This is a genomic window from Klebsiella sp. 18074 (genome assembly GCF_902705905.1).
In the GTDB taxonomy this organism is placed as follows: Bacteria; Pseudomonadota; Gammaproteobacteria; order Enterobacterales; family Enterobacteriaceae; genus Klebsiella; species Klebsiella terrigena.
In genome coordinates, this window is record NZ_CACSIS010000032.1 from 1 (window position 1) to 20,204 (window position 20,204).

The following is a 20,204-nucleotide window of genomic DNA, read 5'->3' on the forward strand; positions in this document are numbered from 1 at the left end:
CAGAGACTTGGTATTCATTTTTCGTCCGAGGACGTTAAGAATCCATGTCACTTTGAGTGCCCACACAGATTGTCTGATAAATTGTTAAAGAGCAGTGCAACGCGGCTTTCGCTCACCGTTGCGAGGTCCCGTATAATACGTTTTCCTCATTCAGAGTCAAGCGTTTAATTTTGCTTTTTCTCTGTCGGCGTTCATCGCTGAACCCCGCTAACCCGGCGGCCTGTAAGCCGTTGTTCCGTGTCAGTGGAGGCGCATTATAGGCGGTAATTCCGAGGTGACAAGTATAAATTCAAAAAAAAGATGCGTTCGATTACTTTTCATACAAAACCACGCTCAGACTTTAATTCTTGCCTGGTTTTTAAACAAAAACGAGCCCATCGGGCCCGTTTTTGTCGTTTTGTGATTTACTGCACTGCCACTATCCGGTCATCTTTCACCACCAGCTGCACTTCTTTACCGGGAATAAGTTCGCCGGAAAGGATTTGCTGCGCCAGCGGGTTTTCGATCTGCTGCTGGATGGCGCGTTTTAACGGCCGCGCACCGTACACCGGATCGTAACCATTCGCACTGAGCAGCTTCAGCGCCTCATCGGACATGCGCACTTCATAGCCACGCTCTTCCAGACGTTTGTACAGACGCTGCAGCTGAATCTGGGCAATAGAGGCAATGTGTTTTTCACCCAGCGGGTGGAATACCACAACCTCATCTATACGGTTGATGAATTCTGGACGGAAGCTTTGGCTAACAACCCCCATAATCACATCTTTCATATGACTATAATCCAGCTCACCAAACCGCTCCTGAATCAGATCGGAGCCAAGGTTAGAGGTCATAATGACTACCGTATTACGGAAATCGACCGTTCTCCCCTGTCCGTCCGTCAAACGCCCATCATCCAGCACCTGCAGCAGAATGTTGAACACATCAGGATGCGCTTTTTCGACTTCATCCAGCAAAATCACCGAATAAGGACGACGGCGTACGGCTTCCGTCAGATAGCCGCCCTCTTCATAACCGACGTATCCCGGAGGCGCACCCACCAGCCGCGAGACGGAGTGTTTCTCCATAAACTCGGACATATCGATACGCACCATCGCGTCATCGCTATCGAACATGAAGTTCGCCAGCGTTTTACACAGTTCGGTTTTACCGACACCGGTCGGCCCAAGGAACAGGAACGAGCCGATAGGACGGTTAGGGTCGGACAAGCCGGCACGGCTACGGCGAATAGCGTTAGATACTGCTTCCACCGCTTCATTTTGGCCAATGACGCGGTGATGCAGATCCTGCTCCATACGCAGCAGTTTTTCACGTTCGCCTTCCAGCATTCGCGCGACCGGAATACCGGTCCAGCGCGCCAGTACTTCGGCAATTTCCGCATCCGTCACTTTATTACGCAACAGACGCATCGTTTTACCTTCAGACTGCGTGGCCGCTGCCAGCTGTTTTTCCAGCTCCGGGATTTTGCCGTACTGCAGCTCTGACATCCGAGCCAGGTCGCCAACGCGTCGCGCCTGCTCGATGGCAATTTTTGCCTGTTCCAGCTCGGCTTTAATCGTCTGAGTTCCGGAGAGGGATGCTTTTTCCGCCTTCCACTCCTCTTCTAATACGGAATACTGACGCTCTTTATCCGCCAGTTCTTCATTCAGCATATCCAGACGCTTCAGGCTTGCCTCGTCGGCTTCTTTCTTCAGCGCCTGCTGCTCCAGCTTGAGCTGAATAATACGCCTGTCGAGTCGGTCGAGCTCTTCCGGCTTCGAGTCAATCTGCATACGAATGCTGGAAGCGGCTTCATCAATCAGGTCAATCGCTTTGTCCGGCAGCTGGCGGTCGGCAATGTAGCGATGCGACAGGGTTGCAGCCGCAACGATAGCCGGATCGGTGATCTGCACATGGTGATGCAGCTCATAGCGCTCTTTTAAGCCACGCAGAATCGCAATGGTGTCTTCCACCGAAGGTTCGGCCACGAAGACTTTCTGGAAACGCCGCTCCAACGCAGCATCTTTTTCAATATATTGCCGATATTCATCGAGGGTAGTCGCACCGACGCAGTGCAGTTCACCGCGCGCCAGCGCAGGCTTCAGCATATTACCTGCATCCATCGCGCCGTCCGCTTTACCCGCGCCCACCATGGTATGCAGCTCATCGATAAACAGAATGACGTTGCCTTCCTGCTTCGAGAGATCGTTCAGCACGCCTTTCAGACGCTCTTCAAACTCGCCGCGATACTTAGCGCCAGCCACCAGCGCGCCCATATCCAGCGCCAGTACCCGCCGGCCTTTTAGCCCTTCCGGTACTTCGCCGTTGACGATACGCTGCGCCAGCCCTTCGACAATAGCCGTTTTACCGACGCCGGGCTCACCGATAAGCACCGGGTTATTTTTAGTCCGCCGCTGCAGTACCTGAATAGTACGGCGGATCTCTTCATCACGACCAATGACCGGATCCAGCTTGCCCTGTTCAGCACGCTCGGTCAGATCGACGGTAAATTTTTTCAATGCCTGACGTTGGTCTTCGGCCCCCTGATCGTTCACGCTTTCACCTCCACGCATTTGTTCAATCGCCTGAGTCACATTGGCGGTTGTTGCACCGGCAGATTTCAACAGATCGGTTAGCGTACCGCGTGATTCAAGCGCCGCCAGAACGAACAGTTCCGACGAAATAAAGTTGTCCTTCCGCTTTTGCGCCAGCTTGTCGCAAAGGTTCAGAATACGCACCAGATCCTGCGACGGCTGCACGTCGCCGCCGGTGCCTTCCACCTGCGGTAAACGGCTCAACGCCTGAGTAATACTGGTGCTTAACTCGCCGGCGTTAATGCCCGCTGAAGTTAATAAAGGACGCACCGATCCCCCTTCCTGATTTAGCAAGGCGCTCATTAGATGAAGAGGTTCGATGAATTGGTTGTCGTGCCCTAGCGCGAGCGACTGGGCATCGGCAAGAGCAAGCTGGAATTTATTGGTAAGACGATCCAGACGCATAACTCCTCCCATAACAGGTCAAATTTGCTACTGGAGATTAAATGAGGTCATCCCTCAATTATTCAAGGTTAAAGACCTGAACTATGCGAAAAATAAGTCTGCCTTCCGGATCGTCTTGATGCACCAGGTTATATCAGCCAGATAAAACTAGCCATACGACCCGTCGTCTTATCACGGCGATAAGAGAAAAAATCGTCCTTTTCGCTTAGCGTACAGCGATCGCCGCCAAAGATTTGCTCCACGCCGACGTTGGCCAGGCGCTGGCGAGCCAGCTGATAGATATCGGCAAAGTATTTCTCACCGACCGGACGAAAAGCGCTGTCGGCCTTCGCGTCTTTGCTCATAAAGGCTTCGCGAACTTCCGCGCCGACTTCAAAAGCCTCGGGACCGATAGCCGGGCCGAGCCACGCCAGAATATTCTCCGGCTTATCGGCGAAGCAGGCGACAGTTTCCTCCAGCACGCCGTCGCATAATCCGCGCCAGCCCGCGTGGGCCGCCGCTACTTCGGTACCCGCACGGTTGCAAAAAAGCACCGGCAGGCAGTCAGCGGTCATCACCGCGCAAACGGTGCCCGGCGTATTACAGTATGACGCATCCGCACGTTTTGAGGCATACGGCCCGCCGTCGAGTTTCAGCACCGCCGTACCGTGAACCTGTTCGAGCCACACCGGATACGCGGGGAGCCCGCCTGCGGCAAACATCCGCCGGCGGTTTTCTTCAACATCGGGCAGATTGTCTCCGCAATGGGCGCCCAGATTGAGCGAGCCATACGGAGGCAGGCTGACGCCGCCAACGCGCGTGGAGCTACAGGCCGCCACGCTTTCCGGCATTGGCCACTGCGGTACAATCAGTTTAGTCATAGCCAGTCAATACGGTCCTTGTGCTCTTCATAATCGGCACGCATCGCGTCAATCAGCTCAACCATATCCTGAGGGATCGGCGCATGCCACTCCATCTCAATACCGCTGATCGGGTGATACAGACGCAGCATTGTAGCGTGCAGAGCCTGACGATCGAACTGACGCAGTGCGGTGATGAACTCCTCTGATGCCCCTTTTGGCGGACGCGGACGGCCGCCGTAGACCTGATCGCCAACCAGCGGATGGGTGATATGCGCCATGTGTACGCGGATCTGGTGGGTACGGCCGGTTTCCAGACGCAGACGCAGGCGCGTATGAATGCGGAAATGCTCCATAATGCGGTAATGCGTTACCGCCGGTTTACCCATCGGGTGCACCGCCATATGCGTACGCTTGGTCGGGTGACGACTAATCGGTTCTTCTACCGTGCCGCCAGAGGTCATGTGACCAATCGCTACCGCTTCATATTCACGGGTGATTTCGCGCAGCTGCAGCGACTCCACCAGACGCGTTTGCGCCGGGATGGTTTTCGCCACAACCATCAGGCCGGTGGTGTCCTTATCCAGTCGGTGGACGATGCCCGCACGCGGAACATCGGCAATCGTCGGACAGTAGTGCAGCAGCGCATTCAGCACAGTACCGTCAGGATTGCCCGCCCCCGGATGGACGACCAGGCCGCGCGGCTTATTGATCACGAGGATGTCGTCATCCTCGTAGACGATATTGAGCGGAATATCCTGCGGTTCGAAGCGCACATCTTCTTCGATTTCAACATCGATAGAGACGCTTTCTCCCCCTAAAACTTTCTCTTTCGGCTTGTCGCTGACAGCGCCGTTTACCAGCACTCGCTGGTCAAGGATCCATTCTTTTATGCGCGAACGCGAATAATCCGGGAACATTTCGGCCAAAGCCTGATCTAAGCGTTGCCCGAGTTGATTTTCGGACACCGTTGCGGTGAGTTGTACTCGTTGTGCCATATACAGCTTCTTCGTTTAACGTTGGGTTTTACGGCTTTGCCGTATAATATAGTGTGCTATTGTAGCTGGTCTTAATCGGGAGCAGGAACAGAGATTCTCCCGCATAAACATTTTGAGGAAGTCAAAACGTCATGACGCGCATGAAATACCTGGTGGCAGCTGCCACACTGAGCCTGGCTTTGGTGGGTTGCTCCGGCTCAAAGGAAGAGGTGCCTGATAATCCGCCGAATGAAATCTACGCGACTGCCCAGCAAAAACTGCAGGACGGTAACTGGAAACAGGCAATAACGCAACTGGAAGCGTTGGATAATCGCTATCCGTTCGGCCCTTATTCCCAACAGGTACAGCTGGACCTGATTTATGCGTACTACAAAAATGCCGATCTGCCGTTAGCTCAGGCGGCCATCGACCGCTTTGTTCGTCTGAACCCGACCCATCCTAACATTGATTACGTCATTTATATGCGTGGTCTGACAAATATGGCTCTGGATGATAGCGCGCTTCAGGGATTCTTCGGTGTCGATCGCTCCGATCGCGACCCGCAGCACGCACGCGATGCCTTCAATGACTTCTCGAAGCTGGTGCGCGGCTATCCGAACAGCCAGTATTCGACCGACGCCTACAAACGTATGGTGTTCCTGAAGGATCGTCTGGCGAAGTACGAACTATCGGTCGTTGATTACTATACCGACCGCGGCGCGTGGGTTGCCGTCGTAAACCGCGTTGACGGCATGCTGCGTAGCTATCCGGATGCGCAGGCTACCCGCGATGCATTGCCGAAAATGGAAAACGCCTATCGCCAGATGCAAATGAACGCACAGGCAGATAAGGTGGCCAAAATTATCGCGGCTAACGGCAAAAACACCTGATCGCTTTTGAGGTAAGCAAAACGGCAGCCCTGAGGCTGCCGTTTTTTTATTCATCTGAGCTATACGCTGAAGCGTTTTAGCGTCAAGTCATCCCATCAAATATGACGCTCTTTCCCCCGTTCGACAAGTAAAATCTCCCCCGTTCCTGTCCTGCCTCACAAATTGCATTCGTTGACAAAAAGTGACATTAAAATGTGATTTAGATCACGCATTTTGACATTGGGCGAGGTATGCTGAGTTCACTAAGACGGGAAAGACAAGAGGTAAAATTTATGACAATGAACATTACCAGTAAACAAATGGAAATTACTCCGGCTATTCGCCAGCATGTCGCAGACCGTCTCGCCAAATTGGATAAATGGCAAACCCACTTAATCAACCCGCACATCATTCTCTCTAAGGAGCCGCAGGGTTTTGTCGCTGACGCAACCATCAATACGCCAAACGGCCACCTGGTTGCCAGCGCGCGAAGTGAAGATATGTACGCCGCGATCAACGAATTAATCAACAAGCTGGAACGGCAGCTGAACAAAGTGCAACACAAAGGGGAAGCCCGCCGCGCCGCAACATCGGTGAAAGAGGCAGGCTTTGTGGAAGAAGAAGAGTAATCCTGAACTTTACTGTCCTTAACTTAATATTGTGTAACGCCACGCGCCTTCGGGCGCGTTTTTTATTGACAGGATGAAAACAGTCCGGGTACTGTAATCCCAGCTGATTAAAGGAATTTATCTTGAAACTACTGCCGTTCTTCTTCGCATTCTTTTTTACCTTCCCCTAACCGGGAGGCAATTCGTCGTGTGATAAAGAATGCGAAGACGAACTACAAGGCCTCCCACCAGGGAGGCCTTTTTTATTTATGCCCGCTATTTTTCAGGCTGCACGCGCGCTGTCGGTGGCTCGAACGATTTAGGGTATCTAAACCAATAACAAGAAAGGCAACACATATGACCGAGGAAAATCCATTACTGGCCCTGCGCGATAAGATAAGCGCCCTGGATGAGAAGCTGCTCGCGCTGCTGGCAGAGCGCCGCGGGCTGGCTGTCGAAGTCGGCAAGGCCAAGCTGGCGTCGCATCGCCCGGTACGCGATATCGACCGCGAGCGTGACCTGCTGGAGCGCCTGATGACCCTGGGCAAGGCCCACCATCTGGATGCGCACTACATCACCCGCCTGTTCCAGCTGATCATCGAGGATTCCGTTCTCACCCAGCAAACCCTGCTGCAGCAGCACCTGAATAAGATCAACCCACATTCAGCGCGCGTCGCTTTTCTGGGGCCAAAAGGGTCATATTCGCACCTTGCCGCCCGGCAATATGCGGCCCGTCATTTTGAACAGTTTATCGAAAGCGGCTGCGCCAGGTTTGCGGATATCTTCGACCAGGTTGAAACCGGCCAGGCTGACTACGCGGTAGTGCCAATCGAAAACACCAGCTCTGGCGGGATCAACGACGTCTACGATCTGCTGCAACACACCACCCTGTCGATCGTTGGCGAACTGACGATCCCTATCGATCACTGCGTCCTGGTTGCCGCCTCTACCGATCCGCAGCAAATTAACACCGTCTACAGCCATCCGCAGCCGTTCCAGCAGTGTAGCCAGTATCTAAGCCGCTATCCGCACTGGAAAATCGAATATACCGAAAGTACCTCGGCGGCAATGGAGAAAGTCGCGCAGGCCAAATCGCCAACCATCGCGGCGCTGGGCAGCGAAGCCGGCGGTGCGCTGTACGGACTGCAGGTACTTGAACACTGTGAGGCCAACCAGACGCAAAATATCACCCGCTTCCTGGTACTGGCGCGCAAGGCGGTGAACGTCTCCGATCAGGTTCCGGCAAAAACCACCCTGCTCATAGCGACCGGCCAGCAGGCGGGTGCGCTGGTAGAAGCGCTGCTGGTACTGCGCAACCACAACCTGATCATGACCAAGCTGGAGTCGCGCCCAATCTACGGCAACCCGTGGGAAGAGATGTTTTATCTGGATATCCAGGCCAACCTGGAATCAATCTCCATGCGCAAAGCGCTCAAGGAACTGGCGGAGATCACCCGCTCAATGAAGGTACTGGGCTGCTATCCTGGCGAAAACGTGGTGCCCGTCGAGCCCATCTAACGCTCGATAAACGCCCGCTTCTTCATCCCTGCCACCGCAACCGGCAGGGTGAAGATCGCGCCGGAGAGCGGATATTTCGCCACTTCATCCGCAGCCATGTTTTCCCGGGTGGTGGTGATAAACAGCGTACGCATATCCGCCCCGCCAAAACAGACCATCGTCGGGCAGCGAACCGGAAGACGATACTCTTCCAGCTGTTCTCCGGTCGGCGAGAAGCGGGCTATACGCCAGCCGTCAAACATCGCGCTCCAGTAGCACCCTTCGACATCGATAGCCGCGCCGTCAGGAATGCCTTCCCCCGGCTGAAAGCGCTGGAAAACCTCACGCCTCCCCGGCTCGCCCTGCTCATCCAGCGGCGTACGGTAGATAACGGCATTCGGCGTATCGGAGGTATACATCCAGCGCCGGTCCTCGCTAAAGGCGAGGCCGTTAGCGCCGTGGATATCGCACTGGATGACCCGCGGGGTAAGATCGTTGTCAATACGCACCAGAAGCGCGCCGTTATAATCTCCCGGCGCCCAGAAGGTACCGGCATAAAAGCGCCCGTCGCGATCGGTCCCGCCGTCGTTAAAACGGGCCAGCTGCGGGTTGCTGGGGTTATCGCAGATTTTGCGACGCAGCAGGCCGCGCGCATCGGTTAACCAGATAGCGCTACGCAACGCCACGATGAAGCCGCCCTTCTCGCGCAGCGCAAAGCAGCCGACCTCTTCAGGAAACTGCAGGACCTGATGTTCACCGCTGCGCATCTCGTAACGGTGAATTTCGCCCGCCATAATATCGGCCCAGTAAAGAGCTTGCTCAGCCTCATTCCAGGTCGGGCATTCCGGCAGGTGTCCGACGTAATCAAACAGCGGTTGTGGTTCAGCCATCGTTTTCATCCCTATAAAAAAAGCCAGCGGGTTGCCCCTCTGGCTTTGATTATATACGGTTTTCAGCTACTGCCGATTATCATTCGCCTGGCGCAGCAGCGTGCGGCTTTCGCTCTGGAAGCGCTGGGCATAATCGCCAAACCAGTGTTCAACTTTGCGGAAGCTGTCGATAAACGCCTGCTTATCTCCCTGCTCCAGCAGGCCAATCGCCTCGCCAAAACGCTGGTAGTAGCGCTTAATCAATGCCAGGTTACTCTCCGACGACATAATAATGTCGGCGTAGAGCTGCGGATCCTGGGCGAACAGCCGGCCCACCATCGCCAGCTCAAGGCGGTAAATCGGTGACGACAGCGCCAGCAGCTGATCCAGGCGAACGTTCTCCTCCGCCAGGTGCAGGCCATAGGCAAAGGTCGCAAAGTGGCGCAGAGCCTGAATAAACGCCATGTTCTGATCGTGCTCAACGGCGCTGATGCGATGCAGACGGGCGCCCCAAACCTGAATTTGCTCAAGGAACCACTGATAGGCTTCCGGCTGGCGGCCGTCGCAGTAGACCACGACCTGCTTGGCGAGGCTGCCGCTGTCCGGACCGAACATCGGATGTAAGCCCAGCACCGGGCCATTATGCGCCGCCAGCATCGCCTGCAGCGGCTCCGCTTTAATTGATGCCAGGTCAACCAAAATGCAGTCCGCCGGCAGCGAAGGCAGCCGGGCAATCGTTTCAGCGGTAGTATGAATAGGGACACTGACGATCACCATCCCGGCGTCGGCAACAATCTCCGTCGCCCGCGGCCAGTCTTCTTTCTCCAGAATACGTACCCGATAGCCTGAAAGCGTCAACATTTTCTCGAACAGGCGTCCCATCTGCCCGCCGCCGCCGACAATCACCACCGGCCGCAGGTTCGGACAGAGGGTTTTAAAACCTTTGTCGTTTTCGCTGGAATAGGACTCGCGCATCACGCGGCGCAGCACGTCTTCAATCAAATCCGGCGGCACGCCAAGCGCGGCAGCCTCTTCGCGGCGGGAGGCCAGCATCGCCGCCTCCCGTTCCGGGACGTAAATGGGCAGGCCGTATTTGCTCTTGACCTCACCAACTTCCGCCACCAGCTCCAGGCGCTTAGCCAGCAGGCTCAGCAGCGCCTTATCAACTTCATCAATTTGATCGCGCAACGCGGTCAGTTCAGCAACCATACTATCCTCTTACGCCAGACGAGCCGCCAGATGGCCGCGCAGATCCTTATCAAGTTCGCGGAGCAACGCATCGGTGGTTTCCCAGCTGATGCAAGCATCGGTGACGGATACGCCGTATTTCATATCACAACGCGGCTGCTCAGAGGACTGGTTGCCTTCGTGGATATTACTTTCAATCATCAGACCAATAATGGAACGATTGCCATCCTTGATCTGCGCGACGACGGATTCTGCCACCGCTGGCTGACGGCGGTAGTCTTTATTGGAATTACCATGACTGCAATCTACCATCAGCGACGGTTTCAGTCCCGCCTGAGTCATCTCTTTTTCGCATTGCTCGACGTCCTGCGGGCCGTAGTTTGGCGCTTTACCGCCGCGCAGAATGACGTGACCATCCGGGTTGCCCTGGGTTTGCAGCAGGCAGACCTGGCCGGCCTGGTTAATTCCGACAAAGCGGTGCGGCATCGCCGCGGCGCGCATGGCGTTGATCGCCGTCGCCAGGCTACCGTCGGTACCGTTTTTAAAGCCGACCGGCATTGACAGGCCGGATGCCATTTCGCGGTGCGTCTGGGATTCAGTGGTACGTGCGCCGATAGCCGACCAGCTGAACAGATCGCCGAGGTACTGCGGGCTGTTAGGATCCAGCGCTTCAGTGGCCAGCGGCAGCCCCATATTGACCAGCTCAACCAGCAGTCGGCGCGCAATCTTCAGACCGCCTTCAACATCAAACGAGCCATCCATGTGCGGATCGTTAATCAGCCCTTTCCAACCGACGGTGGTGCGGGGTTTTTCAAAATAGACGCGCATTACCAGGTAGAGGCTATCGCTGACCTCTTCGGCAAGTGCTTTAAAACGATGAGCGTACTCAATTGCCGCTTCCGGATCGTGAATTGAGCAAGGACCGCAGACCACCAGCAGGCGCGGATCGCGGCCGGCAATGATCTCAGAAATGGTCCTGCGAGACTGCGCGATCTGCGCTTCCTGCTCGATATTCAGTGGAAACTCAGCTTTCAGCTGGTCCGGGGTCAGTAAAACCTGTTCGTCGGTAATATGTACGTTATTCAGCGCGTCTTTTTGCATGATTGCGATCCTGGGTAGCTCGTTTGCGATAGTGTTTTCCTCACTGAGGAGAACGTAACGATACCACACAAAGTAAAGATTTCAATCCATATTCCGTAAATTTTAATTTACACAAACAAAATAAATGGCCCCTCACCCGCCACAAATCGTAAACTTAAGTTAACACCACCCGCAACGACCACCCAAAAATTATCCGTCGGGCCACCTTTTCTTTACGAAAAATCCTGGCCAAAATTAACCCATTGCAAAGACCGTGGCTAATGACGATTTTCACCAACAATGCTATTCTTCGGCCGGGCAACAGCGCGCTGCAATTCACGTACCATGACGAACCAGACGGATCCGTTAATGAAACAGTTTCACCGTCTTTTTTTGATGTCTTTGTTATTAATCGTGAGCTATCCCGCTTTTGCCGCCGGGCCGTCTGCAAATGTGCGAGCCATTGTTTCAGGGATCGTGACGTACACCCGCTGGCCAGAACTCTCCGCCCCGCCCAGGCTGTGTATTTTCTCTACGTCACGCTACACCCAAAGTCTGACCCAGCAATCGCCTGAGGCTTTGCCCTATCAGCCGGTCGTTGTTCACAGCACAGAGGAAGCGTTGAATACGGTTTGTGATGGTTTTTATTTTGGTAGCGAATCGCCGTTACAGCAGTCCGAATTCACCTCTAAATACCGGCCAAGGCCCCTATTACTTATCGCGGAACAGAATACCGAATGCGCTATTGGCAGTGCTTTTTGCCTGCTCATCAATGACGACAGGGTCAAATTCTCCGTTAATCTTGATGTCCTGACGCACAGCGGTGTGCGGGTCAATCCAGACGTACTGATGCTTGCCCGGAAAAACGCACATGAATAAGGATTATCCTAAGGGCCCGCGCCCCACCTTCAAAAGAGCGCTACGCCGTATCAGCATGATAAGCGTAATCATATCGATGACTCTGGTCTGGCTGCTGCTCAGCACCGCCTCCGTATTTACACTGAAACAATACGCGCAGAAGAATCTCGAGCTCACGGCCGCCACAATGAGCCGCAGCCTTGAAGCGGCGCTGGTGTTTGGCGACAGCGCGGCGGCAGAAGATACGCTGGCGACGCTGGGGAAGCAGGGACAGTTTTCCGAAGCGCTGGTGCTTGATAGCCAGAAAAATCATTTTGCCTTCTGGCATAACCACGATCTGGTGAGCGAAGAAAAACTCAGCGGTCTTATCAGCAAATGGCTTTTCCCACAACCCACCGCGCAGCCCATCTGGCATGAAGGGAAAATTATCGGCGAGCTTCACCTGACGGCGCTGGATCGGCTGATAAGCCACTTCCTCGGCATTTCCATTATCGTCCTGACCGGCAGCATCCTGCTGGCGTCCTTTATCGCCCTGCTGCTGACCCACTCCCTGCACCGCGGCATCGTTACCGCGCTGCAGAGCATTACCGAAGTGGTGCACGATATCCGCGAAAACCGCCACTTCTCTCGTCGCGTTCCCGAAGAGCACATTGAAGAGTTTCACCTTTTCGCCCAGGACTTTAATAGCCTGCTCGGCGAGATGGAGGACTGGCGGCGGCCGCTGCAGGCCAAAAACGCCCAGCTTCTGCGCAGCTCTCTGCACGATCCGCTGACCGGGCTTGCCAACCGCGCGGCGTTTCGTAACGTCATCGGCAAACTGATGAATGACGACGTCACCCACCGCAGCTCCGCGCTCTTATTCCTTGATGGCGACAACTTCAAGCTCATCAACGATAACTGGGGGCACGCGACGGGCGATAAGGTCTTAATCGAAGTGGCCAGCCGGCTGATGGCGTTTGCCGGTACCCACCATCAGGCGTGGCGGTTAGGCGGCGACGAATTTGCCATTCTGCTGCGCAATGTCCACACCGAGGCTGAAGTCCAGGCACAGTGCGCCTTACTCTCCGCACAGTTTCTCCAGCCGTTTAATCTGCACAACGGCCACACCGCTACCCTGTCGCTCAGCATTGGTTACGCGCTGGCGTGGGAGCATACTTCTGCCGAAAATCTGCAAGAGTTTGCCGATCAAAATATGTATCGGATGAAACATCAGCGTTTGCAGCAGGTACAAAAATAAAAGGAATCATCATGCTCAGGAAATATTTTGCTCCCGCTCTGCTGGCCGCGGTTTTTCTCACCGGCTGCCAGGCTCCGCAAGGAAAATTCTCTCAGCAGCAGGTTGCGGCGATGAAGTCCTACGGCTTTACGGAAAGTAACGGCGACTGGTCCCTGGGCATCTCTGACACCATTCTGTTTGATAAAAATGACTACCGCCTGCGTCCCGAAAGCCAGCAGCAAATTCACAGCATGGCTTCTCGCCTTGCCTCAACCGGGATTACGCACAGTCGTTTAGATGGTCATACGGATAACTATGGCGAAGATGGCTACAACGAGATGCTGTCGCTCAAACGCGCAAACAGCGTCGCTGACGCCTGGGCGGAAGGTGCCAGCATCCCGCGAGGCAATTTAACGACCCGCGGGTTAGGTAAAAAATATCCGATTGCCAGCAACGATACGGCAAAAGGTCGTGCCGAAAACCGCCGGGTGACGGTGGTTATCAGCACGCCTTAACCCCCTTAGTCTACTGAACTGGCGAGCGTCACTGCGCTGGCCGCACGCCAGCGTAGATAGTCCACGGCAACACACAGCAGCAGGCTGGCACCCATCAGCGGCAGCGCCAGCCCCAGCAGGACGGCCATCACCAGCGTGAGCGTACGGGCGGGCCATGCCAGATTAAGCCAGGCCTGCACCAGCGTACCTGCCGGATTAAACGCCGCCTTCGGCGGACGACGGATCCACCACAAGCGATACCCAACGACTATCATCACGCACAGCGCCGCACCAAAGGCGATCAGCAGCAGCTGATTAGCCAGGCCAAAGAGGATCCCCATGTGGAAATCGACGCCCCAGCGGGTGAGTTTCGCCATCAGCGGGAAATCGGCAAAGCGCGTACGGTCGACAACCTGCATCCGCTCACCGTCTATCGCTACCGCATCCACCTGGGTCGGCCAGCTTCGGTCTATTTCGTTCACCGTCCAGGCGAATCCCGCCCCTTTGGGAGGGCGAATCTCAAGCTTGCTGGCGTCGAGACCTGCGCTACGCGCGAGCGTCAGCACCTGGTCAAACTGCTCGCCCTTCAGCGGCGGCATCATTTCGGGCATCGCCATATTCCCCATATGATGCTCAGCATGGGCATCATGAGCCATCGGCATCGTGGCGTGCAGCCGGACGTTGACCTGCGGCGTCAGCCAGCCGAAAGCGGCGCGCATCTTATCGACATTATCCCCGGCCCACTGCGACCAGGTTAAGCCGGTGGCGGAGAACAGCAGCATTCCCAGCAGCAGCACCCAGCCGAGGGAAACATGCAGCCGACGCGTATTTTGCTGGCGGTTATTGATGCGCCGGCGTGGCCGGGTCATGGCCCATAGCGTAATGCCCCCCAGCGCGGCAACCCACATCCAGGATGCCGCCAGCTCGCTATACAGCCGCCCGATATTTCCTGCCAGCAGGGACCTGTGCGCATAATCAATCCACTGGCGCAGAGGCAAAATACCGCTGGTGCCATAGACCGTCATATCGCCTTTGACCTGCAAGGTTACCGGATCGATAAACAACGCCCGGGATTCTGACTCTCCCAGCAGCGGGTCGGCGAACATCACCCGCGTGGTCTCGCCGGCGACCATGGCCGGGCGCACCGCCTGCAGGCGAAGATTTCCCTGAGTTAGCGCCTCCGCGGCCGCTATTTGGGCGCTCAGCGGCTGCTTCTCCCCGCCGGGTGTCGCGCTCAGCGCGTCGTGATACAGCCAGTTTTCCAGCTGCGGCGTGGCCACATACAGCGTACCGGTTAGCGCGGCCACGAAGATAAACGGCCCGATAAACAGGCCAATATAAAAATGAAGACGTCGCAGCAGGTTCAGCCATGCCGCGCGCGAGGTGCAGGTAGTCATACTTTTCCTTTCCGAAAGCAAAAAGAGAACGTTGCGCAGTGCGCACATTATTTTTTTATCAACAGGAAACAGCAGACTGGCGCGGCGGCGCGCGGGTGTCGGGATAGAGCCAGGGGAAGTAGTGCCAATGCTTCTGCACCGGGCGGGCCGTAAAGATACGCAGCCGACGCAGGATGAAGGTAATAAGCAGCGCCAACACCAGCAGCAGGCCCGGCACGTGAGCTAGCAGCACGCAGTAGCCGCAGGCCTCGGCGTGGTCGGCCGGCAGGGTATGTGAAGGCGCAGACGTCTGCACAGCGGAATGGGACATCTCCATGCCGTGCGGCATTTCCATGGCGTGAGGCGTGTCCGCCATCATCATCGCGTGGTGCATCCCGGGCATCGCGCCCATCGGATCTTTTTGCAATGAGATAGAGATCAGCGGTGCGACGACGATCAGCAGGATCGAAAACAGCGCCAGCCATGCGGCCCGCCGTTTATGTGCTGACTGTCGATAAATATTGCCGGCCACCGCCCCTCCATCGTAAGGGCGATATTGTAAATGATTTACATCAAGATAGTTAAAACAAAGATAAAAAAAGGGCCAGCCTATCAGGCCAGCCCTTTTTATCAGGATGTCGCGAAAGCGAATCTTAGTTAAGACGCTCTTTGATACGAGCAGACTTACCGGTACGCTCACGCAGGTAGTACAGTTTAGCTTTACGTACAGCACCACGACGTTTAACAGCAATGCTGTCAACTACCGGAGAGTGAGTCTGGAAGACACGCTCAACGCCTTCGCCGTTGGAAATTTTACGAACAGTGAATGCAGAGTGCAGACCGCGGTTACGAATAGCGATAACCACGCCCTCGAATGCCTGCAGACGTTTTTTGGAACCTTCAACAACCCATACTTTCACTTCCACGGAATCACCCGGGCGGAAGGAAGGTACGTCCTGCTTCATCTGTTCTTGTTCAATTTGCTTAATAATGTTGCTCATAATTTAATCTCTTATCCTGGGTAAACTGATATCGGGGGCTTACGCCATCCCATCATGTTTATGCTGCTGTTGTGCGTGTTCAGTTTTGAACTGCGCCAGCAACTTTGCTTGCTCTTCAGTCAGAGCCAGGTTTTCCAAAAGTTCAGGTCTTCTAAGCCAGGTGCGGCCCAGCGACTGTTTCAAACGCCAGCGACGTATCTCAGCATGGTTTCCCGACAGCAATACTGGCGGTACCTCCATCTCTTCTAACACTTCAGGGCGGGTATAGTGTGGGCAGTCCAGCAGACCATCGGCAAAGGAATCTTCCGTTGCCGAAGCTTCATGACCCAGAACCCCCGGAATGAACCGGGAAACGGAATCAATCAGCGTCATTGCTGGTAACTCACCACCGCTGAGTACGTAATCGCCGATTGACCATTCTTCATCAATTTCGGTCTGAATTACGCGCTCGTCTATCCCTTCGTAGCGACCGCACACCAAAATCAGCTTCTGATTCGTTGCCAGTTCGCTGACGCCCGCTTGATCAAGCTTGCGTCCCTGAGGCGACAGATATATCACCTTAGCGCCTTCACCTGCCGCGGCTTTTGCTGTATGGATGGCGTCCCGCAAGGGTTGCACCATCATTAACATCCCCGGTCCGCCGCCGTAAGGACGATCGTCCACGGTACGGTGCCGGTCATGCGCGAAGTCACGAGGACTCCAGCTCTGGATGCTCAGCAGGCCATTTTTTACTGCCCGGCCAGTTACCCCGTAATCGGTAATTGCGCGGAACATTTCAGGAAACAGGCTAATTATGCCAATCCACATAGCGCCGTCTTTTACCGTTTATCCGGAGAATTTAAAAACCAGGATCCCAATCTACTTCGATTGTACGAGTAGCGAGATCGACTTTCTTGATAACCTGCCCATCGAGGAACGGAACCAGCCGCTCCTTGATGCCAAACGCATCTTTCAGGTTTGCCTTGATGACGAGAACGTCATTTGACCCGGTTTCCATCATATCGATGACTTTGCCCAGGCCATAGCCTTCGGTGGTGACTACCTGGCAGCCCATCAGGTCTTTCCAGTAATAGTCGCCCTCTCCGAGCTTCGGCAGCTGCGAGGAATCCACGATAATTTCGCAATTAGTCAGCAGATTCGCAGCATCGCGATCGTCAATGCCCTTCAGCTTGATGACGATATCCTGATTGTGGTGGCGCCAGCTTTCCAGCTCAACAACCTGCCACTGACCCGCCTTCTGGATTAACCAGGGCTGATAGTCAAAAATGCTTTCGGCGTCTTCGGTGGAGGAAAACACTCTGAGCCAACCACGGATACCGTAGGAAGAACCCATTTTGCCCAATACGATCGGATCAACAGGTGCTTGTGCGGTGTGTTGCTTGCTCATCATGACCACCGTGACAGATTAAGCTGCTTTGTTCGCTGCTTTGATCAGCGTAGCTACGCGATCGGAAACGGTAGCGCCCTGGCCAACCCAGTGAGCGATACGATCCAGATCCAGACGAGTTTCTTCTTCTTTCGCGGAAGCGATCGGGTTGAAGAAACCAACGCGCTCGATGAAGCGACCGTTGCGTGCATTACGGCTGTCGGTGACAACAACCTGGTAGAACGGACGCTTTTTAGCGCCGTGACGAGCTAAACGAATAGTTACCATAACATCCTCTTGTGTGAATAGAACAACCGGGCCCCATCGAGGAACGGGGCCCGGGTGTCATATTAAAAGCCCGAAAATTTTACTCATTTTTGGGGAAATTGCAATCAGCAGTTGATAAATCAGCTATAAAAGGCCGTCGGCGGTGCGGTCAGTTCGGTGCCGAAGTGCGCGCAGCCACCGGAGCGTACACGTAGTACGTGAGGATGGCGAGCACACCCCGGTGCCGAAATGGCAAACAAGCCAGGCCGATTAACGACCAGGGAAGCCCGGCGGCATCATGCCCTTCATGCCGCGCATCATCTTCATCATGCCGCCTTTCGACTTCATCTTCTTCATCATGCGCTGCATATCGTCAAACTGCTTGAGCAGACGGTTAACATCCTGCACCTGCATCCCGCAGCCCGCGGCGATACGGCGCTTGCGCGAACCTTTGATGATCTCAGGCTTGGCGCGCTCTTTCAGCGTCATCGAGTTGATGATGGCTTCCATCCGCACCAGCACTTTATCGTCCATCTGCGACTTAACGTTGTCCGGGATCTGCCCCATGCCCGGCAGCTTGCCCATCAGGCTGGCCATGCCGCCCATGTTCTTCATCTGACGCAGCTGCTCGAGGAAGTCGGTGAGGTCAAAGCCGTCGCCCTTCTTCAGCTTGGAGGCCAGCTTTTCGGCCTGCACGCGGTCAACCTTGCTCTCGATATCTTCGATCAGCGACAGCACGTCGCCCATGCCGAGAATACGGGAGGCAATACGATCCGGATGGAACGGCTCCAGGGCTTCGGTTTTTTCGCCGACGCCGAGGAATTTAATCGGCTTACCGGTGATATGACGAATCGACAGGGCCGCACCGCCGCGGGCGTCGCCGTCCACTTTAGTCAGCACGACGCCGGTCAGCGGCAGCGCTTCATTAAACGCTTTCGCCGTGTTCGCCGCATCCTGGCCGGTCATCGCATCGACGACAAACAGGGTCTCTACCGGGTTAAGGGTAGCGTGAACCTGCTTGATTTCGTCCATCATCGCTTCGTCAACGTGCAGACGACCGGCGGTATCCACCAGCAGCACGTCGTAGAACTTCAGCTTCGCTTCTTTCAGCGCGGCGTTAACGATGTCGATCGGCTTCTGACCGACGTCGGACGGGAAGAAATCAACGCTCACCTGCTCAGCCAGCGTTTCCAGCTGTTTAATCGCCGCCGGGCGATAAACGTCCGCGGAGACAACCAGCACTTTCTTCTTGTGCTTCTCACGGAGGAATTTACCCAGCTTCGCGACGCTGGTGGTTTTACCGGCGCCCTGCAGGCCCGCCATCAGCACCACGGCGGGCGGCTGAGCGGCTAAGTCCAGCGCCTGGTTCTCTTCGCCCATTGCCGCAACCAGCTCGTTGCGCACGATCTTGACGAATTCCTGGCCCGGCGTCAGGCTTTTGTTAACTTCATGACCCACCGCGCTCTCTTTTACGCGGCTGATGAAATCACGCACGACGGGCAGTGCGACGTCCGCCTCGAGCAGCGCCATGCGCACTTCGCGCAGGGTTTCTTTAATGTTGTCTTCGGTAAGGCGTCCGCGGCCGCTGATGTTGCGCAGCGAACGCGACAAACGATCGGTTAAATTATCAAACATTGTCTCTCGCCTGAGGTGGAAACTGTCGGTCGCCGCAGCGACACCACAAATACAAATTTGCCGCAGTATAACACGACATGTACCGGGATGTGATGCAACGGTTGGAGCAGACGTCGCGTAACGCTATACTGCTTCTCTTTCTTATTTAGTCAACAGTCGACGCCCATATGCCTGTTTTTGCTCTACTCGCGCTTGTCGCCTATTCCATCAGCCTGGCGCTGATCGTCCCCGGCCTACTGCAAAAGAACAGCAGCTGGCGGCGGATGGCGATACTTTCAGCAACTATTGCGCTGATTTGTCATGCTTTTGCGCTGGAGTCACGCATTTTCCCCGGCGGCGATAGCGGGCAAAATCTCAGCTTGCTCAACGTCGGCTCGCTGGTCAGCCTGATGATCTGTACGGTGATGACCATCGTCGCGTCGCGCAACCGAGGCTGGCTGCTGCTGCCCATCGTCTACGCTTTTGCGCTGATCAATCTGGCCTTCGCCACCTTCGTACCCAACGAGTACATCACGCACCTGGAAACAACCCCGGGCATGCTGGTGCATATTGGCCTGTCGCTCTTCTCTTACGCGACGCTAATCATTGCCGCCCTGTATGCCCTGCAGCTGGCCTGGATTGACTATCAGCTGAAAAACAAAAAGCTGGCTTTTAGTCACGAAATGCCGCCGCTGATGAGTATTGAGCGTAAAATGTTTCATATCACCCAGGTCGGCGTGGTGCTGCTGACGCTGACGCTGTGCACCGGGCTGTTCTACATGCACAACCTGTTCAGCACGGAAAACATTGATAAAGCCGTGCTGTCGATCGTGGCGTGGTTCGTTTATATCGTCCTGCTATGGGGACACTACCATGAAGGCTGGCGCGGTCGCCGGGTCGTCTGGTTTAACGTCACCGGCGCAGGCCTGCTGACGCTGGCTTATTTTGGCAGCCGCGTCCTTCAGCAGTTTATTAGCTAAATCCAGACTACGAGCAACTCCACCGGATAGCATTACAACAGGCCATCTGAACGCCGGCAGCGCCGACAAACCGCCGCATACCCTAAGTATGCGAAGGTTCCAGTCTCTGCCGGATCGGACCGGTAAT

The 20,204-nt window shown here is 55.3% G+C and carries 21 protein-coding genes and 1 other annotated feature; of the genes, 8 read left to right on the top strand and 13 right to left on the bottom strand.

What is annotated here, in order from left to right; genetic code table 11:
* Positions 1-404: 404 nt before the first annotated feature.
* The 3 genes from clpB to rluD all read right to left on the bottom strand — a co-directional run bounded on the left by clpB (position 405) and on the right by rluD (position 4,815).
* Positions 405-2,978, bottom strand: a complete 2,574-nt coding sequence (gene clpB, locus GVK32_RS24010; RefSeq protein WP_159872984.1) for an ATP-dependent chaperone ClpB — start codon at positions 2,976-2,978, stop codon at positions 405-407.
* Between the two features lie 128 nt (positions 2,979-3,106).
* A complete protein-coding gene (gene yfiH / locus GVK32_RS24015; protein WP_115192099.1) occupies positions 3,107-3,838 on the bottom strand; it encodes a purine nucleoside phosphorylase YfiH in 732 nt (243 codons plus the stop codon).
* Positions 3,835-4,815, bottom strand: coding sequence for a 23S rRNA pseudouridine(1911/1915/1917) synthase RluD (gene rluD, locus GVK32_RS24020; protein ID WP_041146778.1), 981 nt, complete (start codon positions 4,813-4,815; stop codon positions 3,835-3,837). Before rluD ends, yfiH begins: the two co-directional genes overlap by 4 nt.
* 131 nt (positions 4,816-4,946) lie before the next feature.
* Between rluD and bamD the strand changes: the two genes are divergently transcribed.
* From bamD to pheA, 4 genes are all read left to right on the top strand, one after another.
* Positions 4,947-5,684 carry an outer membrane protein assembly factor BamD gene (bamD, locus tag GVK32_RS24025; protein WP_041146779.1) on the top strand — a complete coding sequence of 246 codons (738 nt, stop codon included), beginning with the start codon at positions 4,947-4,949 and terminating at the stop codon, positions 5,682-5,684.
* Positions 5,685-5,956: 272 nt separating this feature from the next.
* Positions 5,957-6,292, top strand: coding sequence for a ribosome-associated translation inhibitor RaiA (gene raiA / locus GVK32_RS24030; protein WP_045855684.1), 336 nt, complete (start codon positions 5,957-5,959; stop codon positions 6,290-6,292).
* A gap of 121 nt (positions 6,293-6,413) precedes the next feature.
* Positions 6,414-6,538 (top strand) — a sequence feature (Phe leader region).
* Positions 6,415-6,462: a pheA operon leader peptide PheL gene (pheL, locus tag GVK32_RS28965; protein WP_121497579.1), complete on the top strand. Its 48-nt coding sequence runs from the start codon at positions 6,415-6,417 to the stop codon at positions 6,460-6,462. Its footprint overlaps the feature before it by 48 nt.
* A gap of 90 nt (positions 6,539-6,628) precedes the next feature.
* A complete protein-coding gene (gene pheA / locus GVK32_RS24035) occupies positions 6,629-7,789 on the top strand; it encodes a bifunctional chorismate mutase/prephenate dehydratase (RefSeq protein WP_159872986.1) in 1,161 nt (386 codons plus the stop codon).
* Here the strand turns inward: pheA and GVK32_RS24040 are convergent.
* The 3 genes from GVK32_RS24040 to aroF all read right to left on the bottom strand — a co-directional run bounded on the left by GVK32_RS24040 (position 7,786) and on the right by aroF (position 10,926).
* Positions 7,786-8,658 (bottom strand): SMP-30/gluconolactonase/LRE family protein, encoded by an 873-nt coding sequence (locus GVK32_RS24040; protein ID WP_159872988.1) that lies wholly within the window; start codon positions 8,656-8,658, stop codon positions 7,786-7,788. The genes pheA and GVK32_RS24040 overlap by 4 nt on opposite strands.
* A gap of 66 nt (positions 8,659-8,724) precedes the next feature.
* Positions 8,725-9,846 (bottom strand): bifunctional chorismate mutase/prephenate dehydrogenase, encoded by a 1,122-nt coding sequence (gene tyrA / locus GVK32_RS24045; protein ID WP_159872990.1) that lies wholly within the window; start codon positions 9,844-9,846, stop codon positions 8,725-8,727.
* A 9-nt stretch (positions 9,847-9,855) separates the two neighbouring features.
* A complete protein-coding gene (gene aroF, locus GVK32_RS24050; RefSeq protein WP_041146783.1) occupies positions 9,856-10,926 on the bottom strand; it encodes a 3-deoxy-7-phosphoheptulonate synthase AroF in 1,071 nt (356 codons plus the stop codon).
* Positions 10,927-11,274: 348 nt separating this feature from the next.
* Here aroF and GVK32_RS24055 point away from each other — a divergent pair, with 348 nt between their 5' ends.
* Genes GVK32_RS24055 through GVK32_RS24065 form a run of 3 tightly spaced genes read left to right on the top strand, consistent with a single transcriptional unit; the run spans position 11,275 to position 13,494 of the window.
* Entirely contained in the window at positions 11,275-11,784 is a 510-nt protein-coding gene (locus GVK32_RS24055; RefSeq protein ID WP_159872992.1) for a YfiR family protein, read from the top strand.
* Positions 11,777-13,000: a diguanylate cyclase DgcN gene (dgcN, locus tag GVK32_RS24060; RefSeq protein WP_159872994.1), complete on the top strand. Its 1,224-nt coding sequence runs from the start codon at positions 11,777-11,779 to the stop codon at positions 12,998-13,000. Before GVK32_RS24055 ends, dgcN begins: the two co-directional genes overlap by 8 nt.
* Positions 13,001-13,011: 11 nt before the next feature.
* Positions 13,012-13,494 (top strand): OmpA family protein, encoded by a 483-nt coding sequence (locus GVK32_RS24065; RefSeq protein ID WP_159872996.1) that lies wholly within the window; start codon positions 13,012-13,014, stop codon positions 13,492-13,494.
* 5 nt (positions 13,495-13,499) lie between these two features.
* On the opposite strand, the gene GVK32_RS24070 is transcribed toward GVK32_RS24065, so the two are convergent.
* The 7 genes from GVK32_RS24070 to ffh form a co-directional block, all read right to left on the bottom strand.
* Positions 13,500-14,870, bottom strand: a complete 1,371-nt coding sequence (locus GVK32_RS24070; protein ID WP_159872998.1) for a PepSY domain-containing protein — start codon at positions 14,868-14,870, stop codon at positions 13,500-13,502.
* A gap of 58 nt (positions 14,871-14,928) precedes the next feature.
* The gene (locus tag GVK32_RS24075) at positions 14,929-15,381 is read right to left on the bottom strand and encodes a DUF2946 domain-containing protein (RefSeq protein ID WP_159873000.1); all 453 of its coding nucleotides are present in this window, start codon (positions 15,379-15,381) and stop codon (positions 14,929-14,931) included.
* A gap of 121 nt (positions 15,382-15,502) precedes the next feature.
* Positions 15,503-15,850: a 50S ribosomal protein L19 gene (gene rplS / locus GVK32_RS24080; protein WP_041146788.1), complete on the bottom strand. Its 348-nt coding sequence runs from the start codon at positions 15,848-15,850 to the stop codon at positions 15,503-15,505.
* Positions 15,851-15,889: 39 nt separating this feature from the next.
* On the bottom strand, positions 15,890-16,657 hold the full coding sequence (trmD, locus tag GVK32_RS24085) for a tRNA (guanosine(37)-N1)-methyltransferase TrmD (RefSeq protein ID WP_045855697.1): 768 nt from the start codon (positions 16,655-16,657) through the stop codon (positions 15,890-15,892).
* 31 nt (positions 16,658-16,688) lie between these two features.
* Entirely contained in the window at positions 16,689-17,237 is a 549-nt protein-coding gene (gene rimM / locus GVK32_RS24090; protein ID WP_045855721.1) for a ribosome maturation factor RimM, read from the bottom strand.
* An 18-nt stretch (positions 17,238-17,255) separates the two neighbouring features.
* Positions 17,256-17,504 carry a 30S ribosomal protein S16 gene (rpsP, locus tag GVK32_RS24095; protein ID WP_041146791.1) on the bottom strand — a complete coding sequence of 83 codons (249 nt, stop codon included), beginning with the start codon at positions 17,502-17,504 and terminating at the stop codon, positions 17,256-17,258.
* A 249-nt stretch (positions 17,505-17,753) separates the two neighbouring features.
* Positions 17,754-19,118: a signal recognition particle protein gene (gene ffh / locus GVK32_RS24100; RefSeq protein WP_159873002.1), complete on the bottom strand. Its 1,365-nt coding sequence runs from the start codon at positions 19,116-19,118 to the stop codon at positions 17,754-17,756.
* 167 nt (positions 19,119-19,285) lie between these two features.
* Here ffh and GVK32_RS24105 point away from each other — a divergent pair, with 167 nt between their 5' ends.
* Positions 19,286-20,077, top strand: a complete 792-nt coding sequence (locus GVK32_RS24105; protein ID WP_041146793.1) for an inner membrane protein YpjD — start codon at positions 19,286-19,288, stop codon at positions 20,075-20,077.
* Positions 20,078-20,204: the final 127 nt, after the last annotated feature.

What these genes read in the sequence shown, in the direction of transcription:
- clpB (WP_159872984.1), bottom strand. Translation starts at nt 2,978, where the DNA reads ATGCGTCTGGATCGTCTTACCAATAAATTCCAGCTTGCTCTTGCCGAT.
- trmD (WP_045855697.1), bottom strand. Translation starts at nt 16,657, where the DNA reads ATGTGGATTGGCATAATTAGCCTGTTTCCTGAAATGTTCCGCGCAATT.
- GVK32_RS24070 (WP_159872998.1), bottom strand. Translation starts at nt 14,870, where the DNA reads ATGACTACCTGCACCTCGCGCGCGGCATGGCTGAACCTGCTGCGACGT.
- raiA (WP_045855684.1), top strand. Translation starts at nt 5,957, where the DNA reads ATGACAATGAACATTACCAGTAAACAAATGGAAATTACTCCGGCTATT.
- GVK32_RS24040 (WP_159872988.1), bottom strand. Translation starts at nt 8,658, where the DNA reads ATGGCTGAACCACAACCGCTGTTTGATTACGTCGGACACCTGCCGGAA.
- GVK32_RS24065 (WP_159872996.1), top strand. Translation starts at nt 13,012, where the DNA reads ATGCTCAGGAAATATTTTGCTCCCGCTCTGCTGGCCGCGGTTTTTCTC.
- rpsP (WP_041146791.1), bottom strand. Translation starts at nt 17,504, where the DNA reads ATGGTAACTATTCGTTTAGCTCGTCACGGCGCTAAAAAGCGTCCGTTC.
- yfiH (WP_115192099.1), bottom strand. Translation starts at nt 3,838, where the DNA reads ATGACTAAACTGATTGTACCGCAGTGGCCAATGCCGGAAAGCGTGGCG.
- dgcN (WP_159872994.1), top strand. Translation starts at nt 11,777, where the DNA reads ATGAATAAGGATTATCCTAAGGGCCCGCGCCCCACCTTCAAAAGAGCG.
- ffh (WP_159873002.1), bottom strand. Translation starts at nt 19,118, where the DNA reads ATGTTTGATAATTTAACCGATCGTTTGTCGCGTTCGCTGCGCAACATC.
- GVK32_RS24055 (WP_159872992.1), top strand. Translation starts at nt 11,275, where the DNA reads ATGAAACAGTTTCACCGTCTTTTTTTGATGTCTTTGTTATTAATCGTG.
- tyrA (WP_159872990.1), bottom strand. Translation starts at nt 9,846, where the DNA reads ATGGTTGCTGAACTGACCGCGTTGCGCGATCAAATTGATGAAGTTGAT.
- rimM (WP_045855721.1), bottom strand. Translation starts at nt 17,237, where the DNA reads ATGAGCAAGCAACACACCGCACAAGCACCTGTTGATCCGATCGTATTG.
- GVK32_RS24105 (WP_041146793.1), top strand. Translation starts at nt 19,286, where the DNA reads ATGCCTGTTTTTGCTCTACTCGCGCTTGTCGCCTATTCCATCAGCCTG.
- rluD (WP_041146778.1), bottom strand. Translation starts at nt 4,815, where the DNA reads ATGGCACAACGAGTACAACTCACCGCAACGGTGTCCGAAAATCAACTC.
- rplS (WP_041146788.1), bottom strand. Translation starts at nt 15,850, where the DNA reads ATGAGCAACATTATTAAGCAAATTGAACAAGAACAGATGAAGCAGGAC.
- aroF (WP_041146783.1), bottom strand. Translation starts at nt 10,926, where the DNA reads ATGCAAAAAGACGCGCTGAATAACGTACATATTACCGACGAACAGGTT.
- pheA (WP_159872986.1), top strand. Translation starts at nt 6,629, where the DNA reads ATGACCGAGGAAAATCCATTACTGGCCCTGCGCGATAAGATAAGCGCC.
- bamD (WP_041146779.1), top strand. Translation starts at nt 4,947, where the DNA reads ATGACGCGCATGAAATACCTGGTGGCAGCTGCCACACTGAGCCTGGCT.